Genomic DNA, 14824 nt, shown 5'->3' with positions numbered 1-14824 from the left:
CAGTCACCCGCCAGCTACATGGAGAGCGCGGCTGACTGGCCGCCGCCCGCCACGCGCGCCCCGCAGAAACCCCAGGTGGCCTAGTTTTGCGCCGCCCCGTGGCCCAATTTTACTCCGGCGTTGACACTCAAGGCTGCGAAACAGCGCCTCCTCATGCTCCATCCAGGCGATCAGCGCAGCATCCGGATCCTCGCGCGGATCGATGCCCTTCAGAGTCTTGCGGGCGAATGCCGAAAATTCCGCAGTGCCCGGAAACTTCAGACCGTATCGATCGACCAGCCTGCCCAGTGCATCGGGTTCTTCTTCTTCGGGTTCGATCCCGAGCTCACCGATGATGAATCGCGCCGCAAGATCGATATCGCGCCCACCATCCGCGGGGAGCGCGCGCGGGGTGAGCTCGAAGTCTTCGGTCAGGCTGAGTGCAAAGAGCCAGAGCAGCTTTTGCTCGGTGCTGCTGCCCGCCGGACAAAGGATTGCCAGTACCCTGCGTTCCGCGGTCATGCACAGAAAAAGCGTGTCGCCTTCGCGGGCCCGGTGGACGATCGGCTCGGCGGCGGCGGGGTAATATAGCCGGTACTCGGGGCCGCGATGTCCCTTGCCACGACGACTGTCGTACCAGGTCGCGTGCAGCTCCAGACGATCCGGCTCGTCCTGCTCGTCATCCATCCAGACATAGGTGACGGGAACCTGCTCCTTCCCGGCCGGGGTGCCCAGAAACAGCCGGAAAGCGTCCACCCCCTGGAATTCATGACCGCGGGAGACGGCCGGGTCGACCTCTGTGCCGCGCAGCACCTTAGCGCCCGCGCCGGCGAAATATTCCGAGAGATAACCACGCGCTGCCATTCAGCCTCCATTCTCTGGCCCTGCGTTGCTGCCGGTCAGATTGAGGTTACTCTCGCCGGAATGCAGCCAGTTCGCAACTGCCCCAATCACTACGGCAGGATCATGGCGGCCACGTCCTTTCAGGGCGCACTCCCAGACAATGGCTGTACGCCAGCCCTGCTCACTGAGTGCGGCGAGAGTGGCCCGGTCACGCGCGACGTTTGCTCCGATCTTGTCGCGCCAGAATTCTTCGCGTGTTTTCGGCCAGCGGAACAGATGGCAGTTATGCCCGTGCCAGAAACAGCCGTTTACAAAGATGACAGCGCGGTATTTTGCAAGCACCATGTCGGGTCGGCCTAGGAGCTTGCGGCTATGCAGGCGGAAACGTAAGCCCAGCGCATGAAGGCCGCGCCGCAGCATAAGTTCGGGCTCTGTGTCGCGGCTGCGGATCGCAGCCATGTTGCGGCTGCGCGTAGTTTTGTCGTGGACGTCAGCCAACTTTCTCAAGCGATGCAGCTTTGGTCCTGCACAACTCGAGAATATGCGGACGCATAAGACGGGCGACCTCAGCGAATACAGGCACTGCAACTGAGTTGCCGAATTGCCTGTAGGCCTGCGTGTCAGAAACAGGAATGCGAAAGCTGTCCTTGTATCCCATCAGACGTGCGCACTCCCGCGGGGTGAGCCGGCGTGGATTGCGGCCCTCACCCTGACGGACGAGGATCTCTGAGCCGTCCTTGTAGTAGCGTGCTGAAAGCGTCCGGGCGATGCTGTCCCCGTCGACCAGCCCGAAGCCGAAGCCGTTGCCCTTTGCACGGTGTTTGGCAGCATAGCCCTGCAGATAGGCCCAGAGCTTGTCGGTCAGTGTGTAGCGCGCGTCCACGGCGGCATCGGGCCCGCATGTAAAGTGGCCTTCCGGCGATTCACTTCCGTCCTCCGGGTGCAGGATATCGCGCATGCGGCGGTGGCCGCGCGGCGGGATCACCATGTCGTCGAAGGAGAACGGAACGTCCTCACGGAAGCCAACCATGACAATCCGCTCGCGGTGCTGGGGCACGAAATGGGCGGCATCGATAACCCGGGTGTGCAGTTTGTACCCAAGTTCGTCCTCGAGTTTGCGCCTGATCACGGCGAACGTGCGCCCCCGGTCATGGCTCTTCAGGTTCTTCACGTTCTCCAGCAGGAATGCCGCGGGCCGGTGGTGGAGCAGGATGCGCAGCACATCGAAAAACAGCGTGCCCTGGGTTTCGTTCAGAAATCCGTGCTGACGCTTCAGGGCATTCAGCTTTGAAACACCGGCGATGGAAAATGGCTGACAGGGGAATCCCGCAACGAGGACGTCATGGGCGGGGATATCTTCAGCCGCAATGCCCCGGATGTCACCTTCGATCGGCCGGTTGTCAGGGAAATTGGCATGATAAGTCGTCTGGGCGAACTTGTCCCATTCGGAGGTGAATACGCAACGCCCGTCCGCGTGTTCCATGGCACGTCTCAAACCACCGATACCGGCGAAGAGGTCGATGAACGTAAAGTCACCTTTGGGCAACTCTGACTGCCGCGCTCCAACCTCCTGGCGCAGCAGGCGCAGGACCCCCTCGCGGGGGCTTTCCTCCCCGCGCTTCCAGCGGTAGACGTGGCCCTCTGAATAGCCAAGCTTCACGGCGGCTTCTGCCACGGGCCAGCCCGCCTGCTGAAGCAGTGTTGCGAATTCCGTCATATCTGCTCTGGCCCCTGTACTGATATCGCCCATTTCCTGGGGCGATTTCTGACACAATGCGCGGGAGATTCCCTAAATGCAAGAACAATACAAAAACAAAACCCTTGATTTTGTGTGACTGGTGGCAGGCACCGCATGATATGTTATCGTGCGAGAGCCGGGCGCGGATTTGTAATGCCCGCAGAGTGCTGTCGCCGCCCGACCGTCATTCGCCGCGGGATCTACCGGAAGAGATGTTCCACGGCCGCACCTTCGGCATCGCCGCCGTCACCTCCACCTCCCGCAGCATGCCGCCAGCCATCAAGCCATCCCGGAGCCAATCCAGCGCCCGCCACCAATCCTCATACCCACGCCGGGCCGAGGCGATTTGCTCCGGATGCGGTCGCCAGATGACGGGACAGGCAAGCACCTCGACGCTGCGCCAGCGGCCGCGGCTCAGCACGCACTCGGTGCCTACAACCTCGGTCACCGCGCGCACGCCGTGCTGGTTTTCGCGCGTGCCACCGGGCACGCAGCGCGGCACCGCACCGGGCATCCAGTCCGGTGTCAGGCCCGCGCGCGCCAGTTCCGCCACGCGGATCGCCATGCGCTTGCCGCCGAGGCTGTCGGGTATTCCGGCGACGGTGGCGGCGATCACTTCGGCATCCGCATGGGTATAGCTGCCCATCTTGTGCTGCCCACCGTCGATCTTGCAGCCCAGCGCCGCGCGCTGCATCAGGACGTATTCGAGGCCAAAGCCGAAGCCCTCCTCGGTGATGTGCTGTGGTGGCGGCAGGTCCAGCTGCGCCTTTTCCACCCGGAACGCCCATTCCAGTGCTGCTTGCACGCCCAGCGCGCGCTTCCCCTTGCCGTATGCGCTGGGCCGCAATGGCTTTCCGGGCAACTTGCGATCAAGGCCGCTCATAGCACTCCCCGCTGCCGAAGCCGCTCGGGCGTGACCAGACCGCGCGCCAGCATCGCGGCGCACATGGCGTTGCTGATCATGCTGGCAGGCAGGAAGCTGTCGGAGTTGACCTTGGCCGCGTAGAACGCCGCCAGTTCATCGTCGTCGGGTCGGGGTGCTGCGTCTCGCTTGCGCTGTCGCTTGGTCGTCGGACCTTTGGCGTTTGCGATGGCCGCCTGCGCATCGCGCCCTGCTGCCCGTTCCATGAACCGATCAAGGGCTTTGGGTCCATCGGGTGGGTTCGGATGATCACGCCGGGTCTCAGCAGCAACCTCGATGATCCGATCCTCGGACAGCCCGAGATCATCGATCCAGCGGCGCACATGGGTATGCGCTGGCCAGCCCTGCCACCAGGCGGGCAGGGCGGCATTGGCGGCAAAGCCCAGCGCAGCGAGCAGTTCTGCGAAGAACCGATCAAAATCGGCCTCGCGCGCAGTCGCGTCCTCCTCCTCCTCCTCCTTTACTGGTTTACTTAGTGGTTCTCTTACAAGGTTAGTGTCCGGATTCCGGACACGGCTTTGGCCATTTTCCGGACACGGGTCAGGGCAAAAACCGGACACGGGTTCCTGCAGGTTTCCGTGTGCGATTTCCGGACACGGCTCGGCCCGATTGGCACTGCTGGTGACGATTTCAGACGCAGATTCAGCCACATGGCCGAAGGGCAAAAACCCGTGTCCGGTTTCCGGACATGGCTCGGGATCATGTGGTGCAAAGCCTTCCTCGAACCCCAGGATGTAGCGGGTCGGCAGCTGGCGCTTGGTGACGGGATCAATGCGCGGCACCCGGCGCAGCAGGCGTTCCGCCTCCAACCGATCAAGATGTTCGTTCAGGGTGGACCGGCTGATCTCGCAATCATGGGCCAGCCGATTCTGCGATGGGAAGCAGCCGAAGTCGGGGTTGAAGCGATCACAGAGGTGCCAGAGCACGATCTTGGTCGTCGGTTTGAGCCCGCGCCGCTGGATCGCCCAGTTGGTGGCGTCATGGCTCATGGCGCTGCCCTCCGCATGGGGCGCTGCGCGCGGCTGGTGAAGCCGTTGTCGGCCAGCGCGCCCAGCGCATCGTCGACCGAGCGCACCAGCGCCCAGCCAAAGCCCTGCGCGCAGACCGTGTCGCGGAAGACCTCCTGCGATTTGCGCAATCGACCGGTTTCGCTTTTGACCTCGAGGAACAGCACGCGGCCGCCGGAGATCACGATCAGATCGGCAAACCCGGCATGAACGCCCATGCCGACGAGGATCGCCTGACGCTTTGCACCGCGCGGTCCCGGCTCAGACACCTCATTGGCGCAGTGATGGATGATGGTATCGCGGGGCAGGGCAAAGCGCAGCGCCTGCACGATGGCGCGCTGGGCATCGGCCTCGGGTGTGCTGCGCCGGTTCATGCCGCACCGCCTTTCGGGAACGCAGCCGCCGCGATGGCATGCAGGGGGCGCCGGTCCAGCAATCGCAGCACCTCAAGCGCATCGCCGCATTCACGGGCATCGTCACTCTGGCCGACAACGACGCGGGCGGCGAGAATGACGAGGCTGTCCGGATGCTGGGTGGTGTCCGCGAGGACACCGCGCGCCTCGGTCAGGCGGTCGTGCATCCAATCGCCGGTGGTCGAGGTCGGAATGACGGGCGGGTGGGGCAGGAGGCTCGTCATTTGCGGCCCTTCCCGTTTGCGCGCTTGGTGCTCTCCTGCTTTTCCAGCCAGTCCAGAACAACGGCGCGGCGGTAATAGATCGTGCGCCCGGCCCGCACGCAGGCGGGGCCAATGCGCCGGTTATCCCAGCGCCGAAGCGTGTCGACGGAAAGGCCAAGCTCGCGCGCTAGATCAAGGCGGCTGATCCATCCCGCCATCAAGGGCGCAGGCGGTGCTGCGGAATGTCGATGTGTCTGCGTCATGTGTCTTCTCCCGGTTGTTGCCCGAACGGGGCGTTTGCCGGTTTGAGAAGGCGCAGATCGGCAGGGGCGGCGGGAAGGCACTGAGTGACACTGGCTGGCACTGGATTTGCACCCCCGTGCCGCCCCTTGTTTTATTGGGTTTTTGCGATTTCGGCCAAAATCATGCTGCGGTGCAGCGCGCGGGACGCGTCGCCTGTTTGAGGCGCGCAGGGTAGAGCGTGGCGGCGCGACAGGCACCAAACCCTGTAAAACAAGGGATTCGGGCGGCTGGGCACGAACGGCGCTGTGACACTGAGTGACAGTGGCTTGGCGCCTCGGTGCCGGTGATTGATTTCATTGGGGTTTTCCGGGCGATGCGGCATCGGACGACATTGGGCCGCAATGGCGTGCAGGTCGTAAGGCGATCATCCTGGGGAGAAACTGCCGTTCACGCCCCGTTTGCCCGATCCCCGTCCGAATACGGGCGGCACCGGGGTGCAAAACCACTGCCAGCCAGTGTCATTCACCGCCGGTCAGTGCCTCCCCGCCGCCCACAAGCCCATGATTACCTTGATATGCCCGCGAATCCACGCGTCATGACAAGGGCATTGATAGGAGGGTGACATGCCCAAGCGTATGAGATTGAACGACAAATCGGTCCGCGAACCCATGCCGGTAAAGGGGCGGGACTACCAGATTTTTGATACCGAGGTGCGCGGCTTTGCCGTGTGCATCTACCGATCCGGCAGCCGGGCCTTCACACTGGATTATCGCTATGCCGGTCGCCAGCGCCGGATGACAATCGGGCGCTGGCCGGAATGGAGCGTGACGGCGGCCAGAGACCGCGCCCGGCAGTTGCGGCGCGAGATTGACGAGGGTGGCGATCCGCTGGCCGGAAAGAGTGAGCTGCGCAGCGCCCCGCATGTCAGCGACATGATCGAGCGTTACATCGCCGAGCATGTCGTCAAACTGGCTCCGGCCAATGCCGCAGACCAGAAGGCGATGCTCGCCAAGCTGGTGGCACCGCACTGGGGAAACAAGCTGGTGACCGCCATCACCAAGACCGATGTGGCAAAGCTGCTGGCGAAGATCGCCGAGGGCAGGGCGCGCCCCGCCAAGGTCAAACCCAACAATCGCGCCCGCAAATTGCAGGGGCCGAAGCCCACGCCGGTGCGCGCCAACCGCGTGGGCGAGGTGTTGCGCAAGATGTTCACGCTGGCGATCGACTGGGGCTGGCGCGAAGACAATCCTGCATCCGGGTTTCACCGGCGTATCGAGGCCGCGCGCGAGCGGTTCCTGAGCCCGGAGGAAATCGCCCGACTGGCCTCGGCGCTGGATGCAGCGTCAGACCAGCGCGCGGCGGGGATCATCCGGCTTTGCATGCTGACCGGTGCGCGGTTGGGTGAAGTGCGGCAATCGCGGTTTGAACAGTTCAATCTGGAGCTTGGTGTCTGGTCAAAGCCTGCGGCCACCACCAAGCAACGCAAGATCCACAGGGTGCCGGTCTCGGGTGACGTGGCGGCGATTGTGCGCCAGCGCCAGCTGCTGGTCCCAAGCGGCGTGCCATGGCTCTTTCCCGGCGATGTGCCGGGCCAGCCGGTAAAGGAAATCCGGCGCTTCTGGCGGCAGGTTCAGAAGATCGCTGATCTGTCCGATGTGCGCATCCATGATCTGCGCCATACCTTCGCGTCGCTCTTGGTCAGCGGTGGTGCATCCCTGGAAATGATCGGCAAACTGCTGGGTCATACGCAAATGCAGACGACCCAGCGCTATGCGCATCTGATGGACTCGCCCCTGCGGGCGGGCGTTGATGCGGTGGCGCATATCTTCCGGCCCCGCCCGACGCTGGTCCGCGATGCGGACAGTGATCGCAAACAGGCCTGACCACGCGCCGGGTCAGGCGTTCTCATCCTGTCGGAGCTCACTCAGCATTTTCCACAGATCATCGACATGGCGCCGGATGGAGCGCTCGCTTGGGATATCGTCGCCGTTCGAATGTGCCACGAACCAGTCCTGAATGTCGCTGATCATCTCGGCTTTGCTGGCCGGAATGCCGTGGTCATGGATACGGATCAGGAAGGCCTTGGTCATGCCATCCCAATCATAGGGCGATGCTGACCCAGTGCCGCCACTGACCCGGCGCAGCAGATCATGCTTGTCTTCAAACTTCATGACCTGTTTGCTGCGCACAAAGAGATCGGCGATGGACACATCGATGCCCTCGGGCGGATCGGTGACAAACAGCCAGTCGGTGGCGTCTTCGGTGCGCAGGCGGCGCAACTTCGCGGTTTTGGGGCCGGTCCCACAGCGGCGAAACATCTGCACGATGTCCATGGTGCAGATGACAACCGTGCCTGAAACTCTCTCGGTGTCGCAGAAGGTGGGAGGGATGCCGGTGATCACATCCAGCTGACCAGCGGCCGACCAACCTGCAATGTCGGCCAGGGTGCACCCCCAACGGGCCGCCACTTCGTTCAGGGTATAGAATTCGCGCTGGGGGAGTTTCATCGAGTGATCCATCTTCTATTGGGCCTTGATTGGGCGCTTGGCAGCCGGAATGATCCGCCAGGGGCAGTGATTGTTTGTGGGGTAGTGATTGCATCTAAGGGTTGTCAAATCGCCAAGGACTCGTCCCTAAGGCGATCTTGCCCCATACGCCCCCGTAAGAACCAGACGTCGAGAAAAACAGAATCGTGATAGCCTTCGGGAAGAGCGTGGGTCCGATGCGATTTGCCGAGATTGCGGCCGCCAGGCACAAGGGTGTGTCCCTCGTTGAGGGGAGCGCGGAGTTTGGCCTCATCAACGCGGCGATGTGGGGGTGTTGCCTTGAGGGGCGGCCCGTTCAACGCCAACCAACTACGCTGTGGGCGGTTTCCGGTCAGCCGCCGCGGTCGCGAAGCAGCCGATCGGTAAAGATTGAAGCTGCCATTCAGACTCGTAACCTCAGACTGGTTGCTGCTCATGCAGCGGCGCGTCCGTGCGGCTTCTTGAAACTCTCCACATCCGAAAGATCGATGCCGTCGAGATCAACTGCGTCCATTTCATCATGATCGACGACCGCGACGAAAGACTATGTTCTTCGACGACGCATAACGTCCGCGGGCGACTCGCCGAAAGCGTTCCTGTAAAGGCGGGTGAAACGGCCCGGGTTGGCGAAGCCAAATCGGAGGGCGAGTTCGGTGACCGTGATTCCGCAATCACTCGAGCGAATGGCGTCGCGAGCTGCTTCAAGCCGGGATTGTCGGATGAACAATAACGGAGTCGTCTCCTTGAAACTGCGGAAGACGAGTTGCAGGGTGCGCACACTGCAACCAGCCGCGGCTGCGACCTCGTGCAGCGCTATCGGCTCCTCCGCGTGAGAGCGTATGTAAGTTTCCGCGCGCCGGAGCGTTCCCGGTGCCGCGCTGGCGCCCGGCCGATCAATACGCTCCGAATAGGTGTTGGGCACGGACCGCAAGAGCGTGTAAATCAGGAGGTCCACGAAAGAACGGGTCGCGGCTTCGCTGCCGAGGATGGACTGTGCGGGTGCCTGTAGTTCCAGCATCAGAAGTTCGACGAGGTGCCGCAAAGCACGCACATGTTGCCCGTTCCAGTCGAAGGCTGGCTGGAATTCGGCATCAGCCGCCACCGGCCCGTCCAGTAGCGCTACAAGCCGTTGGGTAAGACTTGCGCGTGGAATCCAGATCGCCAGTCGTTCATGCGCGTCCGTCGCCACCAAGGCGGTGTCCGGGTGCCCGCGGTAAATCAGACCCACGTCCTTGTCTATCAGCAGGGACGATTTTATCGGGCCGGAAAAGGCCAGTTGGCCTTCGCTGACCCAAGTCAGGCAGTAGTCTGGCAATCCAGCGTCCACGATGAACATCGTCGCCGCAAGCCGGTCTGCGATGAAGGCCACATCCAGTTCGCCCGCCTTGCTCGCTGCGCGGACAGAAAGCGTATCCCCGCTCGCATGCTTTCCCCGTGCTTTCCCCCGTATCGAATACCGGAGGCGCTGGTAATCGGGTCGGATGAAGTAGGGATGAAGCTCCGGCCAATATGTTCCGCCTTCAAGTGTCTGCAAATCCCGGATTTCGGCGATCTTGAACCCGCGTCCAAGTACGCCGACTGGACCAGTAGTCTTCCGCTCCCGGTCCATCGCTTACCTCAACGCCGATGCCGGAATAATCAAAAATGACCACCCCACGAAGGCGAACTGCGTATGTTTCTGATAAAACTGCGTATATTTCTAATTATTAGAAGAATGAGGATGGCTTGATCTCTCCGAATGTCAAGCGCGATCACACCCAGCGAATAACTTCGCAATTCGTCTCGGCGCTGCGCTTCCGGTCCAGACCGCTGCCCAACATCATGTCACGCTGTGCCTGAAGGCCGTCAAGCTGGGCAACCAATGAAATGCGGGCAGCTGTTCGAGCAGACCCGCAGTATTTTTTATGATCGGAAAGACCGTTTTCAATGGCCTCCACCACTTTCTCATGGGCGAGCGGTCACACTTTTTGCAAGGAGGCATGGATGCGGCTTAGATCTTCTGATTACACCAGATCAATTGCCGCCCCTTGTCACCTGTTTTTGGTGACATGGTTCGCTGCACTCACACCAGGCGCGGCCGTGGCCCTGTGCTCCGATCTATCATTGGTGCTCTCGATCGACGCCTCCGGCAGCGTCGATGACAATGAGTTTGCCTTGCAGATCGGAGGCTACGCTGCCGCTTTTCGGAACCGGGAGGTGCTGCGTGCCCTTGGTGATGCCGGGATCGTCGACCTTGCGGCGGTGATCTGGGGCGATGCGGATATGCTGCCACAAGTTCTGGACTGGCAACGGATCGTCAACGCGGGCAATGCCGAGATATTCGCACAGCGAATTGGTTCGGTCATACGGTTTGTGACCGGCGATACCGGCCTCGGTGCCGGGGTGGCGGCGGCGATAGATCTGCTCGAAGACGGTTCGCAATGCGCCGGTCGCAAGCTCATCAATGTTTCCGGCGACGGGCGCGAGTCGAGCCAGGCCGGCTCGAGGCGCGCCTCCCAGGCCCACCCGAGACGCGCCTCCCCTCCACTGGCGCATGTGCGGCAGCGCGCCCGTGATCTCGATATCGCCATCAATGGTCTGGCCATCATCGATGTCGAGCCGGACCTGGCAGACTACTACCGTGAGCAGCTGATCACCGGGCCGGGCAGCTTCGTGATGCAGATCGACGGCCACGCCGATTTCGCTGCGGCAATCGTGAAAAAACTGGTGCGGGAGATCGATGGGACGGTGCTGACCTCCGCCAACGGCCTGCACAAATGATCTCTCTGCGAAACAGATATGCGACGAACGGTGGCATGACGGCTGCAGGCCCGTCTCAAGAGCAGGGGGATAAGCAGTAGATGGCGGGCCTCCTTCTGGTAGGTCTGGCGGCCTGCCTCTGGGGCACAGTTGGCGTCGCGACCGTTCTTTTGTCCGATGGCGACTTCAAGGATCCGGCTGTCGCCGGTCTGGTGCGGGCATTGCTGGGGGCGGGCAGCCTGCTGATCGTCGCGGCACTTCTGAGGCTTCCCCGTCCTGGCTGGAGGGACTTGCCCCTATGGGCTCTTCTGCTGTTCGGCGTCGCGGGTGCGACGTTTCAGATCTGCCTCTTTGCTGCGTTCAGCGTCGTCGGTGTGACCGTGACAGTGGCAGTGACTGTCTGCGCGCCTGTCCTGATCGTTGCGCTTGTGGACGCGGTAGTGTTGCGCAAGCTGCCCGAGCGTCGCTTCGTCCTGGCAACTTTGATCGCCTCTGCCGGAGTGCTTCTGGCTCTTCCAGAGGCAGCACCAGCAGAAGTGATCCGTGTAGGGGGCATGCAGGGCGCCATTCTTCTCGCGGGTGCGTCAATCGCATTTGCGGTGCTTGCCTTGGTTACCCGCACGATTACCCGACGTTGCGAACCTGTGCGCGCTGCCGGGCTGGGGCTGTTGTCATCGGCCATAGTGCTCGCGGCGATCATTGGTCTGAGGACAAGCCATCCAGAGCTGAAGCTGGGTCCCCTGCCTCCGTGGCGGGACATGATCATCCTGATCTACATTGGGGTTGCTGCAACAGGAGGCGCATATCTGGCATTCGTTATCGGGATGCACCGCTGCCGCAGTGCATCGGTCGGACTGACCGCCACGATGATCGAGCCTGGTGTGGCCGCCCTGTTGGCAGCCCTGATCCTGCACGAACGGTTGAAACCGGAAGAGGCCTTAGGCTGCGCATTAATGATCGCGGCGATGATCTTTCTCTCGCGAGGAGAGCGGCGGAAACCACGAGCGCAGATGTCGGGCCCCTGACTGGTGCCAGCCGGTCGAGGGAAGCGTCCCCGCCATCGGACACATCCCGATACAAGATGATTCGCCCGCAGCGAATGTCCGAAAGATCCCGCCCTTCGGACATTTATCCTCCAAAAAAGCTGCGAGATGCACCAATGGCAGCACTGCGAAAGCTGCGCCGCAGCGCTGAGGCAGTCGCCGACCGCATGACTGGGCCGAAAACGATTGTGGTCGGCGCACGAACAATCCTCTTACATCAACGCCACATCAACCCACGAATGCATGTTTCGCACCAAGTTTGCTGCCGAAAGACGGTGAATCCCGCTCGCTGCAAACATGGAAATCGCGCAAAATCAAACGGCTGGCCCGCAAGCCATTGAAATCACTAACCTATTGGAATCGCTAATTTATAGGCTCATAACCTGAAGGTCACAGGTTCAAATCCTGTCCCCGCAACCAAAAAACCAAAGCATATCAAATAGATGGAACCCGACGCAAACCGTCGGGATTTCGTCGTTGCAGTTCTGGTCAACACCTGGTCAACATTTCCACAGTCCCCCTGCGTGGTAAGCGCAGGCGCGTCAGACTTTCAGCAGATCAAGCAGCGGATCAAAGGCGTACATCGCGGCGCGGCGCCCCGATGCTGGCTCGATCGTGCGCAGCAATCCCGCATCAACCAGGCGCCGGGACAGTGCGCGCGCCGAGGATGCCGGGATTCCGGAGCGATCGACAAACCGGTCGTTGCGGAAGATCGGGCTGGCGAACACGAAGTCCAATGCCTGATCGTGGAACTGCGAATTCAGCACCTCACGGAATCGCTCCCGCATCTCGCCGTGAAGGCGGAAGATTGCGTCGGCCGTCTCGATGTTGACCGTTGCCTGGGCGTGCATGGCCTGAAGGAAGAACGCCACCCAGCCGGTCCAGTCGCCGCTCGCGGAGACCGCGCGCATCCGCCCGATGTACTCGTCCTTGTGGGCCTCGAAATAGCCGGAGACGAAGAAGTTCGGCTGATGCAGCACGCCGAGCTTCCACAGCATCAGGGTGATCAGCATGCGCCCGATCCGGCCATTGCCGTCCTCAAAGGGGTGCAGGGCCTCGAATTCGACATGTGCGATGGCCGTCCGGATCAGCGGCCGCATCGTGCTTTCATTGATGTAGTGAACAAGCTCGACCATTGCCGGGCCAAGCTGTTCGGGCGAGATCGGCACATAGTAAATCTTCCCTCGGCGCTCGTCTCCGATGTAGTTCTGCTCCACCTTGTAGCTGCCTGGACGCTTGCGGGCACCACGCCCGAAAGACAGCAGCTGCTGGTGCGCGGTCCGGATCAGGTGTTCGCCAAGCGGTGCGCCCTCGGCGAGCGCCTGCTGGGCGTTCTTCAGCGCGCGCGAATACAGGTAGGTCTCGACGTCGTCGTTGCGCGCTTCGCGGTAGGGATTGGCACTCCCTGCATCTTCCTCGGCTTCCAGTCGGTACAGTTCCTCGATGGTCGAGATCGTCCCTTCCATCCTGGAGGAGGTGACCGCGTCCTGGCGGCGCAGTGGCGCGAGGAACAGTTCGCTGTTCACCATGCCCGACATCTTGGCATCGTACCGCGCCAGCGAGGCAGCTGCTTCCTCCAGCGGCCCGAGCAGCACCTCGTAGTCGAGCGTCGCCGGAGGAAAGGCGCCGAGGTGGTAGGGTACGGCGTCTGTCAGAACATAGGGTTTGGCAACCATATATGGGCCGATTCTGTCATCAACGAGATTTGTCACTAACGTAGCCGCAGCAAGAAATCTTGACAACAGAATAGTGCCGCATTCTGACTTCAAGCGTGGTTGCCGCCAGTCGTCTGCTATCAAGAAGCTTCGACGCCAGAGAGCCTCGTCTCGCACGCACCAACCCGCGACAGGTCCATCTCCGGAGATGTGATCCCGTGGCGCACTTCCCGCAGCCGCGACGAAGAACGCCGCAGACTATGCGGAGAATACGGCCGCTATTCTCCGCATGATCGTCAGGAGGTGAGGAAGTCGCCTAGAGTGCATGGAAACAGGACACAGCCTGTGGCAATGTTGCGCCATGATCGAATTCCGCCCGCTCCCTGGTGACCATCCCGATCTCGCGCATTCGCCAATGCTGCGTGGTGCCCTCCTGACCCTGCAATACGCGCAGGAGCATGGATCGATTGGGCTGACCAAGACAAGGCATTCAAGCGCGTCTTCGTCCATTGGGCGGTCGAGCATTTCGACTGGCCTGGGAAAAGCGCGGAAGAAATGTTCCGCTACAACAAGGTAATCAACGAATACGAATTCCCACCCCTCGAGGTGTTGCATTACCTGCTGATCTCCCTGCGCCTGCGGCGGCACTACAAGGGTGAGTTCCGGCTGACCAAGCGGGGCGCCGACCTGGCGCACGCCCCGGGCCGTCTGTTTGCCGAGCCAAACGACTGCTGTCCGGCAGCACGCGGCTCTATGTCGATGAGACCACCGCCCCGGTGCTGGACCCAGGGCGCGGCAAGACGAAGACGGGCTATCTTTGGGCGGTCTTGCGGCGCAACTCGCGGTGGATACAGGCCCAGTCAGGCTGGGTCGCGCGGTTCGAAACATCGCGCGCTGTCCGCGGATAGAGCAGTCGCTCAAGGTCCGTATCGGACATCTCGGGCGGCAGCGGCCAGCCCCAGCAGAACGCCTATGTCGAGCGATACAACCGGACGGTCCGGCACGAATGGCTGGACCAATATATCATCGAAAGCATAGAGGAGGCACAGGATCAGGCCACGCGATGGCTATGGACTTACAACAACGACCGCCCCAACATGGGCATCGGCGGCATCACACCCGCCATGAAACTGAAAATGGCTGCGTGAATTCTACGGCTGCACCCCGTTGAAAAGGGGGAGATTACCATTTGGCCTGTTCCTGACGCGTGAGGTGCTTGCGAGAAGGTCTGCGTTAGCAGATGGAGGTTGCGCATGGCGGACGAGCGGCTCATCGAAGTCGGCATTGATCCATCTGTCGGAACCGTCGGCGATTCCTATGACAATGCCCTGGCCGAGTGCGTCATCGGCCTCTTCAAGACCGAGGTCATCAACCGTTGCCCTTCATCCTGTCAACGCCGGAGTAAAATTGGGCCACGGGGCGGCGCAAAACTAGGCCACCTGGGGTTTCTGCGGGGCGCGCGTGGCGGGCGGCGGCCAGTCAGCCGCGCTCTCCATGTAGCTGGCGGGTGACTG

Annotated in this window: 15 protein-coding genes and 3 pseudogenes; 6 read left to right on the top strand and 12 right to left on the bottom strand. The window is 61.8% G+C overall.

The window, feature by feature from the left end; genetic code table 11:
- Positions 1 to 3: 3 nt before the first annotated feature.
- From KAK09_RS17540 to KAK09_RS17505, 8 genes are all read right to left on the bottom strand, one after another.
- On the bottom strand, positions 4 to 843 hold the full coding sequence (locus tag KAK09_RS17540; RefSeq protein WP_210880229.1) for a hypothetical protein: 840 nt from the start codon (positions 841 to 843) through the stop codon (positions 4 to 6).
- A complete protein-coding gene (locus tag KAK09_RS17535; RefSeq protein ID WP_247651401.1) occupies positions 844 to 1281 on the bottom strand; it encodes a very short patch repair endonuclease in 438 nt (145 codons plus the stop codon).
- 31 nt (positions 1282 to 1312) lie between these two features.
- The gene (dcm, locus tag KAK09_RS17530) at positions 1313 to 2539 is read right to left on the bottom strand and encodes a DNA (cytosine-5-)-methyltransferase (RefSeq protein WP_210880228.1); all 1227 of its coding nucleotides are present in this window, start codon (positions 2537 to 2539) and stop codon (positions 1313 to 1315) included.
- A 205-nt stretch (positions 2540 to 2744) separates the two neighbouring features.
- Positions 2745 to 3443 (bottom strand): hypothetical protein, encoded by a 699-nt coding sequence (locus KAK09_RS17525; RefSeq protein ID WP_210880227.1) that lies wholly within the window; start codon positions 3441 to 3443, stop codon positions 2745 to 2747.
- Positions 3440 to 4471: a helix-turn-helix domain-containing protein gene (locus KAK09_RS17520; protein ID WP_210880226.1), complete on the bottom strand. Its 1032-nt coding sequence runs from the start codon at positions 4469 to 4471 to the stop codon at positions 3440 to 3442. Before KAK09_RS17520 ends, KAK09_RS17525 begins: the two co-directional genes overlap by 4 nt.
- Complete coding sequence (locus KAK09_RS17515; protein ID WP_210880225.1) at positions 4468 to 4863, bottom strand: VRR-NUC domain-containing protein; 396 nt, start codon at positions 4861 to 4863, stop codon at positions 4468 to 4470. Before KAK09_RS17515 ends, KAK09_RS17520 begins: the two co-directional genes overlap by 4 nt.
- Positions 4860 to 5126, bottom strand: coding sequence for a hypothetical protein (locus KAK09_RS17510; RefSeq protein WP_247651400.1), 267 nt, complete (start codon positions 5124 to 5126; stop codon positions 4860 to 4862). Before KAK09_RS17510 ends, KAK09_RS17515 begins: the two co-directional genes overlap by 4 nt.
- A complete protein-coding gene (locus KAK09_RS17505) occupies positions 5123 to 5368 on the bottom strand; it encodes a helix-turn-helix transcriptional regulator (protein WP_210880224.1) in 246 nt (81 codons plus the stop codon). Before KAK09_RS17505 ends, KAK09_RS17510 begins: the two co-directional genes overlap by 4 nt.
- A gap of 603 nt (positions 5369 to 5971) precedes the next feature.
- Here KAK09_RS17505 and KAK09_RS17500 point away from each other — a divergent pair.
- Positions 5972 to 7231 carry a tyrosine-type recombinase/integrase gene (locus KAK09_RS17500; protein WP_210880223.1) on the top strand — a complete coding sequence of 420 codons (1260 nt, stop codon included), beginning with the start codon at positions 5972 to 5974 and terminating at the stop codon, positions 7229 to 7231.
- A gap of 12 nt (positions 7232 to 7243) precedes the next feature.
- On the opposite strand, the gene KAK09_RS17495 is transcribed toward KAK09_RS17500, so the two are convergent.
- The 3 genes from KAK09_RS17495 to KAK09_RS17485 all read right to left on the bottom strand — a co-directional run bounded on the left by KAK09_RS17495 (position 7244) and on the right by KAK09_RS17485 (position 9810).
- Positions 7244 to 7855, bottom strand: coding sequence for a hypothetical protein (locus tag KAK09_RS17495; RefSeq protein ID WP_210880222.1), 612 nt, complete (start codon positions 7853 to 7855; stop codon positions 7244 to 7246).
- A 562-nt stretch (positions 7856 to 8417) separates the two neighbouring features.
- Positions 8418 to 9482: an AraC family transcriptional regulator gene (locus tag KAK09_RS17490; protein ID WP_210880221.1), complete on the bottom strand. Its 1065-nt coding sequence runs from the start codon at positions 9480 to 9482 to the stop codon at positions 8418 to 8420.
- A gap of 142 nt (positions 9483 to 9624) precedes the next feature.
- Positions 9625 to 9810 carry a hypothetical protein gene (locus KAK09_RS17485; RefSeq protein WP_210880220.1) on the bottom strand — a complete coding sequence of 62 codons (186 nt, stop codon included), beginning with the start codon at positions 9808 to 9810 and terminating at the stop codon, positions 9625 to 9627.
- A 46-nt stretch (positions 9811 to 9856) separates the two neighbouring features.
- On the opposite strand from KAK09_RS17485, the gene KAK09_RS17480 reads away from it, so the two are divergent.
- Positions 9857 to 10633: a DUF1194 domain-containing protein gene (locus tag KAK09_RS17480; RefSeq protein ID WP_210880219.1), complete on the top strand. Its 777-nt coding sequence runs from the start codon at positions 9857 to 9859 to the stop codon at positions 10631 to 10633.
- 80 nt (positions 10634 to 10713) lie between these two features.
- Positions 10714 to 11637, top strand: coding sequence for a DMT family transporter (locus tag KAK09_RS17475; protein ID WP_210880218.1), 924 nt, complete (start codon positions 10714 to 10716; stop codon positions 11635 to 11637).
- Between the two features lie 560 nt (positions 11638 to 12197).
- Here the strand turns inward: KAK09_RS17475 and KAK09_RS17470 are convergent.
- Complete coding sequence (locus tag KAK09_RS17470; RefSeq protein WP_210880217.1) at positions 12198 to 13331, bottom strand: Fic family protein; 1134 nt, start codon at positions 13329 to 13331, stop codon at positions 12198 to 12200.
- A gap of 340 nt (positions 13332 to 13671) precedes the next feature.
- Here KAK09_RS17470 and KAK09_RS18910 point away from each other — a divergent pair.
- From KAK09_RS18910 to KAK09_RS17460, 3 pseudogenes are all read left to right on the top strand, one after another.
- Positions 13672 to 14030 (top strand): annotated as a pseudogene (locus KAK09_RS18910) (hypothetical protein); the annotation flags it as partial.
- Positions 13970 to 14158 (top strand): annotated as a pseudogene (locus KAK09_RS19165) (IS66 family transposase); the annotation flags it as partial. The pseudogenes KAK09_RS18910 and KAK09_RS19165, both read left to right, overlap by 61 nt.
- 102 nt (positions 14159 to 14260) lie before the next feature.
- Positions 14261 to 14458: pseudogene (locus tag KAK09_RS17460) on the top strand (integrase core domain-containing protein); the annotation flags it as partial.
- Between the last annotated feature and the right edge of the window lie 366 nt (positions 14459 to 14824).

The organism is Roseovarius autotrophicus (assembly GCF_018069895.1).
GTDB lineage: Bacteria > Pseudomonadota > Alphaproteobacteria > Rhodobacterales > Rhodobacteraceae > Roseovarius > Roseovarius autotrophicus.
The sequence above is the reverse complement of the archived record's forward strand: the minus strand, read 5'-3'. Positions and strand labels throughout refer to the sequence as shown.